Source organism: Burkholderia aenigmatica (assembly GCF_902499175.1).
Classification (GTDB): Bacteria; Pseudomonadota; Gammaproteobacteria; order Burkholderiales; family Burkholderiaceae; genus Burkholderia; species Burkholderia aenigmatica.
The window spans coordinates 1-18,151 of the sequence record NZ_CABVQC010000036.1 but is presented as its reverse complement, the minus strand read 5'-3'; the positions used below and the strand labels follow the sequence as shown (position 1 = coordinate 18,151).

The 18,151-nt window shown below is 68.5% G+C and carries 19 protein-coding genes; 11 read left to right on the top strand and 8 right to left on the bottom strand.

Annotated elements, in window-relative coordinates:
- Nucleotides 1–8: 8 nt before the first annotated feature.
- On the top strand, nt 9–1,031 hold the full coding sequence (locus BDO18943_RS24240; RefSeq protein ID WP_175024356.1) for a histone deacetylase family protein: 1,023 nt from the start codon (nt 9–11) through the stop codon (nt 1,029–1,031).
- 561 nt (nt 1,032–1,592) lie between these two features.
- Here BDO18943_RS24240 and BDO18943_RS24235 read toward each other — a convergent pair.
- On the bottom strand, nt 1,593–2,798 hold the full coding sequence (locus BDO18943_RS24235; protein ID WP_175024355.1) for an MFS transporter: 1,206 nt from the start codon (nt 2,796–2,798) through the stop codon (nt 1,593–1,595).
- Between the two features lie 727 nt (nt 2,799–3,525).
- Entirely contained in the window at nt 3,526–4,437 is a 912-nt protein-coding gene (locus BDO18943_RS24230) for a LysR family transcriptional regulator (RefSeq protein ID WP_175024354.1), read from the bottom strand.
- A gap of 156 nt (nt 4,438–4,593) precedes the next feature.
- On the opposite strand from BDO18943_RS24230, the gene BDO18943_RS24225 reads away from it, so the two are divergent.
- On the top strand, nt 4,594–5,514 hold the full coding sequence (locus BDO18943_RS24225; protein WP_175024353.1) for a pyridoxal-phosphate dependent enzyme: 921 nt from the start codon (nt 4,594–4,596) through the stop codon (nt 5,512–5,514).
- A gap of 441 nt (nt 5,515–5,955) precedes the next feature.
- Here the strand turns inward: BDO18943_RS24225 and BDO18943_RS24220 are convergent, their stop codons facing one another.
- On the bottom strand, nt 5,956–7,092 hold the full coding sequence (locus tag BDO18943_RS24220) for a DUF2242 domain-containing protein (protein WP_175024352.1): 1,137 nt from the start codon (nt 7,090–7,092) through the stop codon (nt 5,956–5,958).
- Between the two features lie 115 nt (nt 7,093–7,207).
- Entirely contained in the window at nt 7,208–8,101 is an 894-nt protein-coding gene (locus BDO18943_RS24215) for a LysR family transcriptional regulator (protein WP_175024351.1), read from the bottom strand.
- Between the two features lie 108 nt (nt 8,102–8,209).
- Here BDO18943_RS24215 and BDO18943_RS24210 point away from each other — a divergent pair, with 108 nt between their 5' ends.
- Nucleotides 8,210–8,965, top strand: coding sequence for a TerC family protein (locus tag BDO18943_RS24210; protein ID WP_175024350.1), 756 nt, complete (start codon nt 8,210–8,212; stop codon nt 8,963–8,965).
- Between the two features lie 91 nt (nt 8,966–9,056).
- Nucleotides 9,057–9,392, top strand: a complete 336-nt coding sequence (locus BDO18943_RS24205) for a TFIIB-type zinc ribbon-containing protein (protein ID WP_175024349.1) — start codon at nt 9,057–9,059, stop codon at nt 9,390–9,392.
- An 86-nt stretch (nt 9,393–9,478) separates the two neighbouring features.
- Here the strand turns inward: BDO18943_RS24205 and BDO18943_RS24200 are convergent, their stop codons facing one another.
- A complete protein-coding gene (locus BDO18943_RS24200; protein WP_043182225.1) occupies nt 9,479–9,889 on the bottom strand; it encodes an Hsp20/alpha crystallin family protein in 411 nt (136 codons plus the stop codon).
- 16 nt (nt 9,890–9,905) lie between these two features.
- A complete protein-coding gene (locus BDO18943_RS24195) occupies nt 9,906–10,346 on the bottom strand; it encodes an Hsp20/alpha crystallin family protein (protein ID WP_175024348.1) in 441 nt (146 codons plus the stop codon).
- A 247-nt stretch (nt 10,347–10,593) separates the two neighbouring features.
- Here BDO18943_RS24195 and BDO18943_RS24190 point away from each other — a divergent pair, with 247 nt between their 5' ends.
- On the top strand, nt 10,594–11,511 hold the full coding sequence (locus BDO18943_RS24190; RefSeq protein ID WP_175024347.1) for a 3-hydroxyacyl-CoA dehydrogenase NAD-binding domain-containing protein: 918 nt from the start codon (nt 10,594–10,596) through the stop codon (nt 11,509–11,511).
- 34 nt (nt 11,512–11,545) lie between these two features.
- On the opposite strand, the gene BDO18943_RS24185 is transcribed toward BDO18943_RS24190, so the two are convergent.
- On the bottom strand, nt 11,546–11,827 hold the full coding sequence (locus tag BDO18943_RS24185; RefSeq protein WP_175024346.1) for a DUF4148 domain-containing protein: 282 nt from the start codon (nt 11,825–11,827) through the stop codon (nt 11,546–11,548).
- Between the two features lie 180 nt (nt 11,828–12,007).
- A complete protein-coding gene (locus BDO18943_RS24180) occupies nt 12,008–12,856 on the bottom strand; it encodes a LysR substrate-binding domain-containing protein (protein ID WP_175024345.1) in 849 nt (282 codons plus the stop codon).
- A gap of 327 nt (nt 12,857–13,183) precedes the next feature.
- On the opposite strand from BDO18943_RS24180, the gene madL reads away from it, so the two are divergent.
- The 6 genes from madL to mdcE all read left to right on the top strand — a co-directional run bounded on the left by madL (nt 13,184) and on the right by mdcE (nt 18,099).
- Nucleotides 13,184–13,579 carry a malonate transporter subunit MadL gene (madL, locus tag BDO18943_RS24175; RefSeq protein WP_034186756.1) on the top strand — a complete coding sequence of 132 codons (396 nt, stop codon included), beginning with the start codon at nt 13,184–13,186 and terminating at the stop codon, nt 13,577–13,579.
- Between the two features lie 11 nt (nt 13,580–13,590).
- A complete protein-coding gene (gene madM / locus BDO18943_RS24170; protein ID WP_175024344.1) occupies nt 13,591–14,358 on the top strand; it encodes a malonate transporter subunit MadM in 768 nt (255 codons plus the stop codon).
- Between the two features lie 134 nt (nt 14,359–14,492).
- Entirely contained in the window at nt 14,493–16,139 is a 1,647-nt protein-coding gene (gene mdcA / locus BDO18943_RS24165) for a malonate decarboxylase subunit alpha (protein ID WP_175024343.1), read from the top strand.
- Nucleotides 16,140–16,149: 10 nt separating this feature from the next.
- On the top strand, nt 16,150–16,464 hold the full coding sequence (gene mdcC / locus BDO18943_RS24160) for a malonate decarboxylase acyl carrier protein (protein WP_175024342.1): 315 nt from the start codon (nt 16,150–16,152) through the stop codon (nt 16,462–16,464).
- Nucleotides 16,461–17,405, top strand: a complete 945-nt coding sequence (locus tag BDO18943_RS24155; RefSeq protein ID WP_175024341.1) for a biotin-independent malonate decarboxylase subunit beta — start codon at nt 16,461–16,463, stop codon at nt 17,403–17,405. The genes mdcC and BDO18943_RS24155 overlap by 4 nt, the downstream gene beginning before the upstream one ends.
- The gene (mdcE, locus tag BDO18943_RS24150; protein WP_175024340.1) at nt 17,392–18,099 is read left to right on the top strand and encodes a biotin-independent malonate decarboxylase subunit gamma; all 708 of its coding nucleotides are present in this window, start codon (nt 17,392–17,394) and stop codon (nt 18,097–18,099) included. The genes BDO18943_RS24155 and mdcE overlap by 14 nt, the downstream gene beginning before the upstream one ends.
- Nucleotides 18,100–18,151: the final 52 nt, after the last annotated feature.

Here is an 18,151-nt window from a genome sequence, read left to right as displayed (position 1 = left end):
GGCGAACGATGAAAACCTATTTCCATCCCGAGCAGTTGCTGCACCATCCGCGCAGCTACCTGTCGCGCGGCCAGATGCGTGAACCGCAGGAAGTGCCCGAGCGCGCGGCGCGGCTAGTCGCGGCCGTCCGGTCGCTCGACTTCGACGTGCGCGAGCCGGCCGACCGCGGCACCGCGCCGATCGCGGCCGTGCACGACATGAACTACCTGCGCTTTCTGGAAGAAGCGCACCGCGACTGGAAGCAGATGCCCGACGACTGGGGCGACGAAGTGATGTCGAACGTGTTCGTACGCGATCCGAACCCGCTGCGCGGCGTGCTCGCGAAAGCCGCGCGCTACCTCGCCGACGGCAGTTGCCCGGTCGGTGCGAACACGTGGCGCGCTGCGTACTGGTCCGCGCAGGGCGCGCTGGCGGCCGCGGCCGACGTCAACGACGGCGCGCGCGAGGCGTACGCATTGTGCCGGCCGCCCGGTCACCACGCACGCCGCGACGCGGCCGGTGGTTTCTGCTACCTGAACAATGCGGCGATCGCCGCGCAGTCGCTGCTTGACCGCCATCGTCGGGTCGCGATCCTCGACACCGACATGCATCACGGGCAGGGCGTGCAGGAGATCTTCTACGGCCGCGACGACGTGCTGTACGTGTCGATCCACGGCGACCCGACCAACTTCTACCCGGTCGTCGCGGGCTACGAGGAGGAGACGGGCGCGGGGGCCGGCGACGGTTTCAACCTGAACCTGCCGATGCCGCACGGCGCGCCGGAGTCGGCGTTCTTCGAGCGGCTCGACGACGCGCTGCGCGCGCTCGCCCGGTTCCAGCCCGATGCGCTCGTGCTCGCGCTCGGCTTCGATATCTACAAGGACGATCCGCAATCGCAGGTGGCCGTCACGACCGACGGTTTCGGGCGGCTCGGCAGTGCGATCGGCGCACTCGGGTTGCCGACGGTGATCGTGCAGGAAGGCGGCTATCACCTCGACAGCCTCGACGCGAACGCGCGTGCGTTTTTCGGCGGATTCGGCGCCGCGCGCTGACCGGCACGGCGGTGCCTGAGCCGTTTTTCATTGAATTTATGCCGCGCTTCGCATGCCGCGGCATGGCGAATGCTGATACGAATTGCCGGGTCTTTCAATCTTGATGGCCTGGCAGTTTCATTTTGTTCCAGTCGAATTGGGAGTCGATTGAATAAGCCAGGAAAACATTGCGGTTCTGGATTCTTTCGCGCACGGGGTGGACGAAAGATTTTCATACGATGCGGCAATCAATCCGTGGTTTTCGCGGGGTGCAATACGATTTTTCCGATTGGTATCACGAGCAGAATCGGCTCGTACGGAATGAATGACTAACGTATCCGGTGAAATGCAATGCGACGGCGATGAGTCATTCTGGTGGATTGAATCGCTTTCACTCAGCCGTTAATGGATTGAATTTTTATCGAAGCGGGATGCGCCGATATTCCGGTTTCTTCCGGTTGAAGAATCGGTGCAACGGAATTGACGGTTGAAAACGAAAACGGCCGCATCAAGCGGCCGTCGGGGTGTTTGCCGCGAGGGGCGGCGGGCCGTCGCGCATCGTCTGCGCGCGACGGCCCGCGATTACGAATTCGCGGCAGCCGGCGCGCGGCGCTGCTGCGCGATCTGCAGCACGACGAGCGCGAGTCCGGCCGCGGCGATCAGCCCGCCGACGAGCGGCACGGCCGCGTATCCGAAGCCGGCCGAGATCGCCGCGCCGCCGGCGGCCGCGCCGAGCGCGTTGCCGAGGTTGAACGCGCCGATGTTCACGGCCGACGCGAGGCCCGGCGCTTCGTGGGCCGCCCGCATCACGCGCATCTGCAGCGGCGGCACGACTGCAAACGTCGCGATACCCCACACGAGCAGCGTGACGGCGGCGCCGACATGCGTGCTGGCGAGCAGCGGGAACGCGGCCATCGTGGCGATCAGCAGCAGCAGGAATCCGATCAGCGTGCCGTCGAGCGCGCGGTCGGCGAGGCGCCCGCCCGCGATGTTGCCGATCGAGAAGCCGACGCCGATCAGCACCAGCATCGCGGTCACGAAGCCGGGCGTCGCGCCGGTCAGGTGTTCGAGCGTCGGCGTGACATACGTGTAGAGCGTGAACATCGCGCCGGCGCCGAGCACGGTCGTCCCGAGCGCGCCGAGCACGACCGGGCGCGTCAGCACCGAGAGTTCGGCGCGCAGGTCGGGCATCTTGCCGGCTTCGCCTTTCGGCAGCGCAACGAGCAGCCCGGCGATCGCAACCAGGCCGAGGCCCGCGGTCGCCGCGAACGACATGCGCCAGCCGATGATCTGGCCGAGCCAGGTCGCGGCCGGCACGCCGCCGACGTTCGCGATCGTCAGGCCCATGAACATCGTCGCGACCGCGCTGGCCTGCTTGTCGCGCGGCACGAGGCTGGCCGCGACCACCGAGCCGAGCCCGAAGAATGCGCCGTGGTTGAGGCTCGTCACGAGGCGGGCGAGCAGCAGCGTCGTGTAGCCTGGCGCGAGCGCCGACAGCAGGTTGCCGATCGTGAAGATCGACATCAGCGCGATCAGCGCCGAGCGGCGCGACCAGCGCGCGAGCAGCAGCGTCATCAGCGGTGCGCCGACCATCACGCCGATCGCATAGGCACTGATCAGCATGCCGGCTTGCGGAATCGACACGTGCACGCCGTCGGCGATCACGGGCAGCAGGCCCATCGGCGAGAACTCGGTCGTGCCGATGCCGAACGCACCGGCGGCGAGTGCCAGCAGCGGCACCGCGGCGCTCCCGGCCGGGCGGGAAGGAGAGGAAGAGGTGGGGTTCACGCGATGAGCTCCTGTAGTCGAGGAACAACGGCACGAGGCCGGTGAGGACAGGGTGAAGTGTGCCTGCATGACTTTTGCGGAAAAAGTCGCATACGGACGAAATTATCTTGATTTCATTTCAACAATGCAGCGTGCGCACGAAGCGTGCTGGCGGAGCTGGCGAACGAGGGACGCAGTATTTTGTCATGAGAAAGGCACGGCTTTCGGCCGGGAGATCGCGATCCATCGGCGGTTCGACGCGGACTGCGGTCGCTCCGCGTGGTGCTCCGGCAGTCGTCCGCCGACTGTCCGGCGGCGCGCGGCCGTGCGGATCCGGCGGGCCGTTCGGGGCATGGCCATCCCCTCGCGCGCGCGTCGCATCATCGCCGATCACCCTCTGCAGACAAGGCGCGCGGGCAAAAAAAGCCCCGGCCACAGGGGGACCGTGACCGGGGCAGAAAGGCATCCTCTCTTTGGCACGAGGGTTGGATGCGCGCGAAGTATATTTCGACGCATGACAATTCGAACCGGCGTTAAACGGCCGTTTTGGGTGTCAATTTAAAAATGCCGGCGCTGCGGTGCGGTCCGTCAGTTTTATGAAAGATTTTTCTCGCGCGCGATGCCGGTGTTAAGCGCGTCGCGGCAGCTAAACCGACGGTTTGACGGAGGGCGATGTCCGGCCGTCGAGCGACGGAGCAAATCGTGCCGCTCGATCGCGTGCCGGACGTGTCGGACGAGCCGCGTCCCGTCAGCCCGCTTCGCCGACCGCATCGCGCACGGCCTCGAGAAACCGCGCGACGACGGGCGAAGGGGGCACGGCCGCGCCGTCGAATACGAACTCGATGTCGAAGCGGCTCGCGAGCTCGTCGAGCGCGACGAGCCGGACCGTGTGCGGGCAGGTCGGCGACGCGCTTTCCGGCACGAACGCACAGCCCATCCCGGCTGCGACGAGGCCGATCAACGTCGGAATGTCGCTGCCGACCTGCGCGATACGCGGCGTGAAGCCGGCCTGCTGGCACTGCGCCATCAGGAACTGGTGGTGCGCGGCCGAGCGCTGCGCGTCGAACCAGACGAATGGCTCGTTCGCGACGTCGGCCAGCGTGCGCGGCGCGGAGAAGCGTCTGCCGGGCGGCGCGGGCATCGCGAGCACGAAGCGGTCGCTCAGCAGCCGCACGCCCGACAGGTGCGGCGCCTCGTCGCGACGCCACGCCATGATCCCGCCGTCGAGCTGGCCGCGCACCAGCGCGCTCGCCTGTTCGGCCGACAGCATCGGCGCGATCGACAGCTTCACGTCCGGGCACGTGTCGCGAAACGCCTTGAGGACGTTCGCGACGACGGGCAACGGCAGGCAGTTCGGCAACGCACCGAGCCGCAGTTCGCCCAGTTGGCCCGCCGCGCAGCGCAACGCGCGCTCACGGCTGTCCTGCAGCGTCGCGAGCAGGCCGGTCGCGTCCTGCAGGAAGCTTGCGCCGGCCGCCGTGAGCGTGACGCCCGTTGCGCGGCGCACCAGCAGCGGCGTGCCGATCGCGTCCTCGAGTTCGCGGATCTGTCGCGACAGCGCGGGCTGGACGATGCCGGCCGCGCGGGCGCCGGCCATCACGCTGCCGGCTTGTGCGACGGCCACGAAGTAGCGCAGGTGACGCAATTCGATCTGGCGCATGCGGTATCAGCTCTCGTTCGTCGATATACCTGTGAAGCATAGCAAACGCCATTCGATGGTATTGGAAAGCATGGGGAGCGTGCCGTACGATGACCGTCATTGCCGCTCGCGCTTGCGAGTCGCGCGCGTTTCCTCCGTTCTCATTGGTCCCGTCCCATGCCGCTTCATATCCCGACCCCTTATATCCGCTCGCAGATCGCGTCCCGCCGGCTCGGCAGGACCCTCCGGCTGAAGCTCGATGCACTGCAGCCGTCGGGCTCGTTCAAGCTGCGCGGCATCGGCGCTGTCTGCGAAGCGCGGCATGCGGCCGGCGCGCGGCGCTTCGTGTCGTCGTCGGGCGGCAACGCGGGCATCGCGGTCGCGTATTGCGGCCGCGAACTCGGCGTGCCGGTGCTCGTCGTCGTGCCGGAAAGCGCGTCGGCCCGTGCGCGCGAGCTGATCCGTGTGGAGGGCGCGGAGCTTGTCGTGCACGGTGCGAGCTGGGCCGAGGCGAACGCGTTCGCGCAGTCGGCGCTCGGCGAGCACGACGCGTTCGTGCATCCGTTCGACGACCGCGTGCTGTGGCAGGGCCACGCGACGATGATCGACGAGATGGCGGCGGCTGGCCCGAAGCCCGACGCGGTCGTGCTCGCGGTCGGTGGCGGAGGTTTGCTGTGTGGTGTGCTCGAAGGGCTGGCGCGCAACGGCTGGCATGACGTACCGGTGGTCGCGGCCGAAACGGAGGGCGCCGACTGCTATGCGCGCTCGCTCGCGCACGGGCACCCGATCGAATTGCCGGCGATCGCGAGCATCGCGACGTCGCTCGGCGCGAAGCGGCCGTGCGATGCGGCGGTCGAATGGGCCGCGCGGCACGAGATCCATCCGGTCGTCGTGTCCGATGCCGACGCGGTGGCCGCGTCGCTGCGCTTCCTCGACGAGCACCGGATCGTCGTCGAGCCCGCGTGCGGTGCCGCGCTGGCCGCGCTCGAGCGGCCGGTGCCCGTGCTCGCGTCGGCGACGGAGATTGCCGTGATCGTCTGCGGCGGTGTGACGGCGACCGTCGAGCAGTTGCAGACGTTGCACGCGACGTTGCGGTAGGCGGAGCCGCAGGTGCAAGCCTGCCTGTCGGGTGACGGCCGGAAATCACGGTGATCGTCCGCGGCGGCGTGACGGCGACTGTTGCACAGATGCAGACGCAGCGCGCGACGTTGCGGCAGGTGGAGCGGTCGGCGTAAGCCGGCCTGTCGGGTGACGGCCGGATATCACGGTGATCGTTCGCGGCGGCGTGACGGCGACCGTTGCGCAGATGCAGACGCAGCGCGCGACGTTGCGGCAGGTGGAGCGGTCGGCGCAAGCCGGCCTGTCAGGTAATCGCCGAATAGCTGCCGATCCCGGCGAACCTGGACATCGGCGGCGCATGCCCGTTGCGAAGCGCTGACGCTGCCCGCGGCGCGGAAATTCCTGTGAGGAAAGACGGGGAAGGGGGCGTATCGTCGCGCTGCGCCAGGTGTGGCCGCGCGCGACGATACGGGCGGCCGGTCAGTTTGCGGCTGGTGCGCTCGCGCCGGACGGTGCGGACGATGCGACGGGATTGGCGGCGGCAGGGGCGAGCGATGTGCTCGACGGTGCCGATGCCGATACGGGCGCCGATGCGGCGGACGTGGGGGCAGGCGTGGCCGGGGCCTGCGTCGCAGCGGCGTGCGCCGATGCCGCTGCGGCAGGTTGCGATGCCGAACTGGAAGCAGGCGCAGGCGCGGAAACCGGCACGGGAGCCGGCGCCGAGGCGGATGCCGATCCGGACGCCGGTGCAGGCGCGATAGCCGGTGCGGGCGTCGACGAGGCGGCCGGAGCAGGTGCCGCACCCGTAGCCGGTACCGACCCCGAACCCGACGCTGCCACCGGTGCAGCGGCGCGCATCGCCGCCGGCGCGACCACGGCCGACGCGGCGGCCGGCACGGCGTTCGCGCCCGACTCGGGCGCGACGACCGGCAGCGAAAGCGGCACCGGCGCCGCAGGCGGCGTCGGTACGATCGGCGTCGTCATCTTCATCGGTTCGCCCTGCGGCGTCGGCGCGGGTTCCGGCAGCGGCGTGACGGGTTCCTTCTCGGCGGCCTTGACGGTCGCGCGGTCGCGGCGGGCCGGGTCGATCTTCAGGAAATGCTCGACGAGATTGAAGAAGCGCTCATAGAACACGCCGGCGGGAATCGTCTCGCTGGCGGTCTTGACGAGCGCGTCGTCGCTCGACCCGATCGGCAGCGACAGCGAGCCGAACACGCTGAGGCCGACGCTGGCCGACGTATTCGACTTCTTCAGCGTGTAGCGATCCTGCACCGCGTTCACGTACGCGATGCTCGACGAGCCGTCCGCGTTCGCGTCCGCGCACACGACGTGAAACTCGATCACGACGTGCATGTCGTTGTTCGGCTGGAAATTCTTGCTGCCGTCGACCGCATCGTTGCGCGACGACGACACCACATAGCCCTGGCTCAGCAGCGCGCGCCGCGCGGCCTCGCAGGCCGCGTCGGACTTCGAGTGGAACGTATGCGCATACGGGCTGCTGGTCGCGTCGAACTGTTCCTGCTGGTAGATCGGCTTGGGCGGCGACGAGCACGCCGCCAGCACGGTCGCGGCCGCGAGCGCGCACGAAACGGAAAACAGGCGAAATCGGTTGTGCATGGCGTCTTTCAGAAGGCTTGGCGAGAGGTCGCGCAACGGCAGTGCCTGGATGAAGCGCGCGGCAATCTCGTAAGGCCGGGGCGCCATTATAGTTTCGTTTGATGTCGCGCTCGCTTCAGTCGGCCGGCGCGCCGCGTGCCGCAGCCAGCAATTGCGACGTCAGCGGATGGTGTTCGCCGCGCCGCGAGCGGATCGCGTGGATTTCCTCGGTCACGTCGCCCGCGCGCCCGAGCCGCCGCAATCCGCGCAGCAGCGACGCGTCGTTCGCGCCGAGTTCGCTCAGCGGAAACACGCCGAGGCCGCGCGCTGCGAATACGGCCATCAGCGCGCTGTCCTCGAATTCCCCGGCCACGCGCGGCACGATCCGTTCGCCTTCCAGCCACCGATCGAGGCGCGCGCGCAGCGCCGAATGCGCGGTCGGCAGCAGCACGGGCAGGTCGGCGAGGCACTGCGGAAAATGCTGCCGCGCTGCCGGCGCGACGAGCGCCGCGGGGCCATACCAGTCGACCGGTGAAGCGACCAGCCGCTCGCTCGTCACGCGCAGGTTCGAACCCGACGGTGCACCCTGGCCGGCCAGCACCAGATCGAGATGATGCAGCGCCAGCTCCGCGAGCAGCGCGTCGTGCTCGCCTTCGTGGCACAGCAGCCGCAGCGTGGGTGTATCCAGCACGGGTGCGAGGATCGCGTGCGCGGCGAGCTTGGAGATGCCATCGGCGAGGCCGACCGCGAGACGTACGGTCGGCTGGCTGGCTGCGGCGCGCACTTCGTCGGGAATCAGTCGCCCCATCTCGAAGATCGCCTCCGCGCGCGCAAACGCGGCCTGGCCGGCGTCGGTCATCGCGACGCCGCGCCCGGCCGGGCGCAGCAACTGGTGCCCGAGCGCTTTCTCGAGCTCGCGCACCTGCGCGCTGATCGTCTGCACGGCCATGTCGAGGCGCGCGGCGGCGCGGGCGAAGCCGCCTTCCTTCACGACGACCCAGAAATAGTACAGATGTCGGAAATTGAGCATCGGATCGTAATTTCGGAAAAACCGAACTAAAAGTCAGATTCTCTCTGATTTTTCCGAAGTCCGGGGTGACCTATCATCGGGCTTTCCACTTTCATATCGGCCCATTTCATGGACTACCTGCTGACGCTTGCCGTTGACCCCGCCGTCTGGGCGGCGCTTCTGACGCTCGTCGTGATGGAAGTCGTGCTCGGCATCGACAACCTGATCTTCATCTCGATCCTCAGCAACAAGCTGCCCGAAGCGCAGCGTGCCCGTACGCAGCGCCTCGGCATCGCGCTCGCGCTGGTGATGCGCCTCGCGCTGCTCGGCAGCGTCGCGTGGATCGCGAGCCTCACCGAACCGGTATTCACGCTGTTCGACCATGCGTTCTCGTGGCGCGACCTGATCCTGCTGTCGGGCGGCCTGTTCCTCGTCTGGAAGGCGACCACCGAGATCCATCACCACTTGTCGCACGACGGTGAAGGCGCGGGCGGTACCAGTGGCGCGGTCGGCCTGACGATGTGGGCCGCGATCGGCCAGATCGTGATGCTCGACATCGTGTTCTCGATCGACAGCATCGTGACCGCGATCGGTATGACCGAGCACGTGCCGATCATGTTCGTCGCGGTGATCGTCGCCGTCGCCGTGATGCTGTTCGCAGCACAGCCGCTCGCACGCTTCATCGACCGCAACCCGACCATCGTGATGCTCGCGCTGTCGTTCCTGGTCGTGATCGGCATGACGCTGATCGCCGAAGGTTTCGGTTCGCATGTGCCGAAGGGTTACATCTACGCGGCGATGGCGTTCTCGGCTTTCGTCGAGGGCATGAACATGCTGGCGCGGCGCGCGAAGGCGAAGCGCGCGGCACGGACGGAAGGCCACTGAGCCGCCGCGCGTGACGTCGGCCGCCGCGGCGGCCGGCCTCGCGTGCCTCATACGGAATCCAGATGAAATTCGCACGGAAAGGAGAAGCGCGATGAAATGCCCAGTCTGCAAGACGCCCGACCTGCTGATGGCCGAGCGCCAGTCGATTGAAATCGACTACTGTCCGACCTGCCGCGGCGTGTGGCTCGATCGCGGCGAACTCGACAAGCTGATCGCGCGCGAGACCGGCGACGCGCCGGTGCGTCGCGACGAGACCCCCGCGCGGCACGATGCGCAAGCGCCGCGCAGCCACGACGGCGGGTGGGGGCGTGATGCTCGCGCTTACGACGACCGTGACCGGCACGATGGCCGCTCGCATGACGATCGCTACAAGCACGACGGTCAGCGCCGCAAGAAATCGGTGTTCGACCTGTTCGACTTCGACTGATTGCGCGGCACGTTGTAAAAAGGCCCGCCGGGTGCGTACCCGGCGGGCCTTTTTCATGCGTGCGGGATGACGGCACGCACCGATGCTTACGCGTTGCCGGCCGTCACGTCGATGCGGCGCGGACGCGTTTCCTCGCGGCGCGGAATCGTCAGCGTCAGCACGCCGTCGCGCAGGTTCGCGTCGATCCTCGACGTGTCGAGGTCGGGGCTCAGCACGAAGCTGCGCGCGTAGCGCGTCGCGCGGATCTCGGCATGCCGCACGCGCAGGTCGGCCGGCGTGTCGAGGTGCGTGTCGGCTTCGATCGTCAGCGTGTTGTCGTGCACCTTCACGTCGAGGTTCTCGCGCGGCACGCCGGGCAGGTCGGCCCGCAGCGTGACGCCGAGATGATTCTCGACGATGTCGACGGCCGGCGTGATCGCGGGCCGGCGGGCCGCTTCGGCGGCAGCGGGGTGAACGGTGTTGGTCTGACGCTCGGCCAGGGTCGGGTTCGCATTCATGTCGGTATCCTTAATATTATTGAACGGTGATCGCACGCGGCTTCGATGCCTCGCGCCGGCCGACGCGAATCAGCAGACAGCCGTTTTCATAGCGGGCGCTGACCTGGTCGGGATCCGCATCCCGTGGCAGCTCGACGACACGGCGGAACGCACCGTGAAAGCGCTCCTGCGCATAGGTGCGCAAATCGTCGCCTTCGCTGCGCGGCGCCGGCTTGCGTTCGCCGCTGATCGTCAGCAGGTCCTTGTCGATCGATACGTCGAAGTCGGCCGAGGCCATGCCGGGCGCGAACGCGACGATTTCGATCGCGCCGTTGGTCGCGCCGACGTTGAGCGCGGGAAACGCACCGGGACGCACCGCGCGAATGCCGGACGGACGTTCGCCGAGCAGGTTCGCTACTTGCCGCTGCACGCGGGCGAATTCGTCGAACAGGTCGCTGCCGAAATGGATACCGCTCATGTTGGTCCTCCTGAACAGGGAACGCGGGAGACGTGACGGCGCGACGCCTGCGGCGGGCGCGACGCGGGAACTCCACTGGGTCGAAACGGGGGCGGTGTGTTGCATGGTGCACTGCCCGACGACGTGTAATTAGTGACTGCCGCAGCGCATTTCAAGAGGGAATCTGCAATCTGCATCAATGCAGGCCCGTGCGATTCGATGCGACAATCGCCGCGATCTATCTGTAGACCAACGACACGGGACAAACATGGACATTCGACGCATCGCGATCGTCGGCGCCGGCGTGATCGGCGCGAGCTGGGCCGCCTTCTATCTGACGCAGGGTTTCGACGTCGTCGCAACCGATCCGGCGCCGCAAGCCGACACGCGGCTGCGCGACGCGCTGGCCGCGTTTCTCGGCGATCGGGCCGCCGAGCTTGCCGCGCGGCTGTCGTTCGACGCCGATCTCGTGCGTGCGCTCGACGGCGTTGATTTCGTGCAGGAGAACGGCCCGGAACGGCTCGACCTGAAGCGCGAGTTGTACCGGCAGATGGACGATGTGCTGCCCGCGCACGTGCCGATCGCGTCGAGTTCGTCCGGCCTGAAAATGTCGGACATCCAGACCGCATGCGACAAGCATCCGGAGCGTTGCCTGATCGCGCATCCGTTCAATCCGCCGCACCTGATTCCGCTCGTCGAGCTGGTCGGCGGCGATGCGACCAGCCAGGACGTGATCGCGCGCGTGAAGGATTTCTACGATGCGCTCGGCAAGCAGACGATCGTTCTCAACAAGGAGATGACCGGCCACGTCGCGAACCGGCTCGCGGCCGCGCTGTTCCGCGAGGTGTATCACCTCGTCGGCGAAGGCGTCGTGAGCGTTGCCGACGCGGACAAGGCCGTCGCCTGGGGCCCCGGCCTGCGCTGGGGGCTGATGGGGCAGTGCCTGACCTATCACCTCGGCGGCGGCGCGGGCGGGATCGCGCATTTTCTCGAACACCTGTCGGGGCCGATCACGAGCTGGTGGGACGACCTCGGCACGCCTTCATTCGATCCGGACGTCGATCGCAAGCTGAACGACGAATTGCGCGCGATCCAGGGCGAGCGCTCGATGCAGGAACTAGCGGCCGAACGCGACCGCCTGCTCGTCGAACTGATCGACGCGCGGCGCCGCAGTTTCCTGCCGTGATCGCGCTACGGCGCCACGTACGGGCCGAGGCCGGCTACTGCTGCGCGGCGGTTTGCGGTGCCTGCGGCGTCTGCGCGAGCCAGGCCGGGCTCGCGGCCTGCACCAGTTCGCGGTTGCGCGCGCGTGTCGCGGCGTTCGGCGGGTAGTTGCCGTCGTTCGTCGGCAGTTCGCCGTCGAGATAGGCCTGCTTGAGTTGCGCGATCACGTCCGCGCGGGTCAGCCCCTGCGCGGGCGCCGCGGCGTCGGTCGTCTGGGCGAAGGCGGGGGATAGCAGGGCGGCGGTGGCGGTCGCGACGGCGAATCGCAAGACATTCATGGCGTGCTCCGATCAAGGGGACGGGACACCGGATGCGCGCGGCGGCTGGCCGTGCGTTCCGATGGGTCCCATTGTCGCGAGCGGGTGCTGCGCGGACGATGACGCGTTCCGGGCAAAGCTGTCAGTTGCCGGCGCGGGCACCGGGCGCGATCGCCTCTGCGTGGGTCGGGCCCGGTGCGGTTACAACTCCGACGCCGCCGCGATCAGTGTGGCTTCGAGTGCGAGCGTCGAACGCGACGCGGCCGCCGGCCGGTCGATCACGTATTCGAGTTCGCCGAGTTCGGGCAGCCCCGCGTCGAGCCGCGCGAGCCCGGCGGGAATCACGTAGCCGGCGAACGCGCTGACGCCGAGCCCCGCACTTGCCGCGGCACGCAACACCGCGACGCTGCTGCTCACGACCGCGATCCGGTACGGCCGTCCGACGGCCTCGAGCGATTCGAGCACGCGGCGGCGCGACACGCTCGGCTCTGGATGCATCGCGAGCGGCAGGACGGTCTCGTGGCCGGTGATCCGCGAATCGGGGCCCGTGCACCAGTACAGCGGCTCGCTGCGGATCACGCGGCCGCGCCGGCTGCCCGCGATGCGCTTCGCGAACACGAGATCGTGCCGCCCTTCGTCAAGCGCGTCGAACAGGTTGCCCGACAGCCCGGTCGAGATCGCGAGCTCGACGTCCGGATTGCGCTGCACGAAGCTTGCGAGCGCGGCCGTCAGGTGCGCCGACGCGAAATCCTCCGACATCGCGAGCCGTACCTTGCCCGACAGCGGTGGCCCGCACACCGACGTGACGGCCTCGTCCATCAGTTCGAGGATGCGCACCGCGTAGCGGAACAACGCGTCGCCGTGCTGCGACAGGTGCACGTTGCGCGTGTCGCGTTCGAACAGCGGCCGATCGAGCAGCTCCTCGAGGCGGCGGATGTGCTGGCTGACGGTCGACTGCGACAGGTTCACGCGCTCGGACGCGGCGGTGAAGCTGCCGGACTGGGCGACGGCGACGAAGCTGCGCAGCAGCTCGGGCGGTAACGGACGCATTGCTAAATCCACTGAATCGGTTTCGACAACTTCATAAATGGCCGGATTGTGCGGCGCTAGTATCGGATCACGCGCCGGTGCGGCCCCCAACGGGGCACACCGGGCGCGTAGCCCGCGTCGTGCCGGCGGCTGCCTCATTCAGTCTACGGCATCCGGCGTCCGGCCCGAAACCGCATCATCCCATCGACCGCCCGAGAACGCGCCCGCAAGACGGGCCGCCGGGCCGCGGCGCACCGCCGCAGGAGACGAGTCCGCGCACGGGATCGGCGTGCGGGGCCGGTTCCTGCATGCGTCCGGCGCCCGTCACGAAGAGACTGGAGACGACTCATGATCATCTACGGAACCGCGCTGCTGGCGTTCTGCCACCTGGCCGGACTGTTCCTCGGCGACCTGCTTGGCAGCGCGATCGGCGTGAAGACCAACGTCGGCGGCGTCGGCATCGCGATGCTGCTGCTGATCTGCCTGCGCCTGTGGCTGCACCGCCGCGGCTGGCTGCCGAAGGAGACCGAAGCCGGCGTCGGTTTCTGGGGGGCGATGTACATCCCCGTGGTCGTCGCGATGGCCGCGAACCAGAACGTCGTCGCCGCGCTGAAGGGCGGCCCGGTCGCGTTGCTGGCCGCCGTCGGCGCGGTCGCGATCTGCGCATGCTGCATCGCGGTACTCGTGCGCACCGGGCGCGACGACACGGCCTTCGCGGGCGTGCCGCAATTCGAAGAACAGTGACGGAGGCCGCCATGCTGCAGATGCTCGAAAAAACCGTCGCCCACAACGGGCTCGTCGCGTCGTTCGCGCTGGTCGGCCTGATCATGTGGCTGTCGTCGATCGCGTCGCGCAAGCTCACGTTCGGCCGCGTGCACGGCTCCGCGATCGCGATCGTGATCGGTCTTGCGCTGGCTTACGTCGGCGGCGCCTTCACCGGCGGCGAGAAGGGGCTCGCCGACGTGCGGCTGTTCGCGGGCGTCGGCCTGATGGGCGGCGCGATGCTGCGCGATTTCGCGATCGTCGCGACCGCGTTCGAAGTGCAGCCGACCGAGGCGCGCAAGGCCGGGCTCGTCGGCGTCGTGTCGCTGCTGCTCGGCACCGTGCTGCCGTTCATCGTCGGCGCGTGCATCGCGCGCGCGTTCGGCTACACCGACGCGGTCAGCATGACGACCATCGGCGCGGGCGCCGTCACCTACATCGTCGGGCCCGTGACGGGCGCGGCGATCGGCGCAAGCTCCGACGTGATCGCGCTCAGCATCGCGACGGGGCTCGTGAAGGCGATCATCGTGATGGTCGGCACGCCGGTCGCGGCCAACTTCATGGGCCTGAAGACGCCGCGTTCCGCGATGATCTTCGGCGGCCTGGCCGGCACCGTCAGCGGCGTGAGCGCGGGGCTCGCGGCGACCGACCGCCGGCTCGTCCCGTACGGCGCGCTGGTGGCGACGTTCCATACGGGCGTCGGCTGCCTGCTCGGCCCGTCGCTGCTGTTCTTCACGACGCGCGCGCTGGTCGGCGGGTAGGCCCGGACGATGGGCGGCCCGTGCGCGGGTCGCATCCATCGCGGCGTCCTCTGAGTCGCATTCGTCAACATCATCAATCGGCGGCGGCGCCAGGCTTAGAATGCCGCTGAACCATCGAAGCGGGAGAACTGTTCATGACGGGATGGAATCACGCGCGGCAGGCGCGCGATGCACGCCTCGCGGCCGGTGCGCGTTTCGCGCAGGGCAAGCGGGTCGATGCGCGCGACACCGTGGCGTTGCTCGAAGCGGTGCTGCGGCCAGGCGACCGCGTCTGCCTCGAAGGCGACAACCAGAAGCAGGCCGACCTGCTCGCGACGGCGCTTGCCGACGTCGACAGTGCAAAGGTGCACGACCTGCACATGGTGCAGTCGGGCGTCGTGTTGCCCGAGCACCTCGACGTGTTCGAGCGCGGCATCGCGAAGCGCCTCGACTTCGCGTATTCGGGCCCGCAGTCGCAGCGCATCGCGAAGCTGCTGTTCGGCGGCAAGATCGCGCTCGGTGCGGTACACACCTATCTCGAGCTGTTTGCACGCTACTTCATCGACCTCACGCCGCACGTCGCGCTGATCGCCGCGGTCAGCGCCGATCGCGACGGCAACCTGTACACCGGCCCGAACACCGAAGATACGCCGACCGTCGTCGAGGCCACCGCCTTCAAGGACGGCATCGTGATCGCGCAGGTCGACCGCATCGTCGACAAGGTGCCGCGCGTCGACATTCCGGGCGACCGCGTGCATTTCGTCGTCGAGGCCGGCCGGCCGTTCTACGTCGAGCCGCTGTTCACGCGCGATCCGGCCGCGATCACCGAAACGCAGATCCTCACCGCGATGCTTGCGATCAAGGGCATCTACGAGCCGTACGGCATCAAGCGCCTGAACCACGGGATCGGCTTCAACACGGCCGCGATCGAGCTGCTGCTGCCGACCTACGGCGAGAAGCTCGGGCTGAAGGGCAAGATCTGCTCGCACTGGGCGCTCAATCCGCATCCGACGCTGATTCCCGCAATCGAGTCGGGCTGGGTCGAGCAGATCCATTGCTTCGGCTCGGAAGTCGGGATGGACGACTACATCCGCGCGCGCTCCGACATCTGGTTCACGGGCCCTGACGGGTCGCTGCGCTCGAACCGCGCGTTCTGCCAGACGGCCGGGCTCTATGCGTGCGACATGTTCATCGGCTCGACGCTGCAGATCGATCTGTCCGGCCATTCGTCGACGGTCACGGCCGAGCGCATTGCCGGTTTCGGCGGCGCACCGAACATGGGCAGCGACGCGCGCGGCCGGCGTCATCCGAGCGAGCCGTGGCTGAAGGCCGGCGCGGAAGCCGACCCCGACACGCCAGCGGCGCTCAGGCGCGGCCGCAAGCTCGTCGTGCAGATCGGCGAGACGTTCGGCGACAAGAACGTGCCGATGTTCGTCGAGAAGCTCGACGCGCTGAAGCTCGCCGACAAGCTGCAGCTCGACCTCGCGCCGATCATGGTCTATGGCGACGACGTCACGCACATCGTCACCGAGGAAGGGATCGCGAACCTGCTGATGTGCCGCGACAAGGACGAACGCGAGCATGCGATCCGCGGCGTCGCCGGCTATACGGAGATCGGCCGCGGCCGCGACCGGACGATGGTCGAGCGGCTGCGCGAACGCGGCGTGATCCGTCGTCCGGAGGATCTCGGCATCGATCCGCTCGACGCCGATCGCCGCTGGCTCGCCGCGCGTTCGATCAAGGATCTCGTGCACTGGTCGGGCGGCCTCTATGCGCCGCCGGCCCGGTTCCGCAACTGGTGAGGAAGAGGGCATGGAACAGTTGAACTACCGCTTCACCGCGCGCGCGCGCGCGAAGGGCGAGCAGGCCGCGGCGCTCGTCGGCGTGGTGGCATCCGGCAATCTCGAAGTGCTCGTCGAGCGCGTGCTGCCGGGCAACGAATGCGAGATCGACATCCGCACCGCGGCGGTCGGTTTCGGCGCGGTGTGGCAGGCCGTCGTCACGGATTTCGTCGAGCGGCGCACGCCGGGCGGCCTGAAGCTGTCGATCAACGACGGCGGCGCGCGGCCCGACATGGTGTCGCTGCGGCTCGCGCAGGCGGTGCGGGCAATCGAGGGGGACGCATGATGAACGACGCGATCCACGATACGCGCGATACGCCCGCGTTCGTCGCGAATGGCGCGAGCTGGTACGAAGCATCGGCGCGGCAGCGCATCGACGGGCTGCTCGACGCGGGCAGCTTCAGCGAATTCCTCGGCCCGGCCGAGCGCGTGACGAGCCCGCACTTGCCGCTGTTCGACCTGCCGCAGCAGTTCGACGACGGGATGGTGGTCGGCCACGGCCGGCTCGACGGCCAGCCGGTGTTCGTCGCCGCGCAAGAAGGCCGCTTCATGGGCGGCGCATTCGGCGAAGTGCACGGCGCGAAGCTCACGGGGCTGCTGCGTGCGGCGCGCGAAACCGGCAAGCCGGTGCTGATCCTGTTCGATACGGGCGGCGTGCGGCTGCAGGAGGCGAATGCCGGCGAACTCGCGATCGCGGAGATCATGCGCGCGCTCGTCGAAGCGCGTGCGGCCGGCGTACCGGTGATCGGGCTGATCGGCGGGCGCGCGGGCTGCTATGGCGGCGGCGGGTTGCTCGCCGCGTGCTGCTCGGCGCTCGCGGTGTCGGAGCAGGGCCGCATCAGCGTGTCGGGCCCCGAAGTGATCGAGACCAATCGTGGCGTCGAGGAATTCGATGCGAAGGATCGCGCGCTGATCTGGCGCACGATGGGCGGCAAGCACCGGCGGCTGATCGGCGGCGCGGATCGCTACGTGGCCGACACACCCGATGCATTCCGTGCGGCGGCGCTGGCGCTGATCGGCCGCGCGCCGACGTTCGATGCGGCGATGCTGCGCGCGGAACAGGCGCGCCTCGAAGCGCGCGTCGAGCGGTTCGGTGCGTGCAAGGATGCGCTCGACGTGTGGCGTGCGCTGGGCGCATCGGCGCCCGAAGCGATTCCGGGGATGCCGGACGATGCCTTCGCCGCGCTCGCGGACCAACTGCAGGAGAGCCCGCATGACGCTCGATGAGGTACTGAATTCACTGTTCCCGCAAGGGCATTCGATCGTCCGTCACGGTGGCCTGCTGACCGGCCACGCGGAACTGGCCGGCACACGCGTCGACGTGATCGGTGTCGCCGAGCGTTTGCCGTTCGGCATCGACGAGGCGCTGACGCTCGCGGCGCGCGTGCTCGATACGATCGCGCGCGGCGGCGACACGCCGATCGTCGTGCTGGTCGACAGCGACAGCCAGCGGATGAGCAAGCGCGACGAACTGCTCGGCCTGAACGAAGGGCTGTCGCATCTTGCGAAGTGCCTGATGCATGCGGATCTCGCCGGGCACCGGACCGTCGGCGTGCTGTACGGCCACACGGCCGCTGGCGCGTTCATCGCAACCGCGCTCGCCACGCGCACGCTGCTTGCGGTGCCGGGCGCCGAGCCGGAGGTGATGGACCTGCCGTCGATGTCGCGCGTGACCAAGCTGCCGATCGACGTGCTGAAGGAGATGTCGCGTTCGACGCCGGTGTTCGCGCCGGGGCTCGACAACCTCGTGAAGATGGGCGCCGTCGACGCCGTGCTCGATCCCGCCCGCGCACTCGATGCGCAGGTCGGTGAATGGCTCGGCAAACCGGCCGACCGCGTCGACCGGCGCGCCACGCGCGGCCGGCCGGTTGCGGCCGATGTCGCCCAGCGCGTCGAGGCACTCGCGCGTGCCGCACGCTGAGCTGCCGCTGCGCCGCCACACGCTCGTCACGCTGACGGCGGCGGGGTGGGGC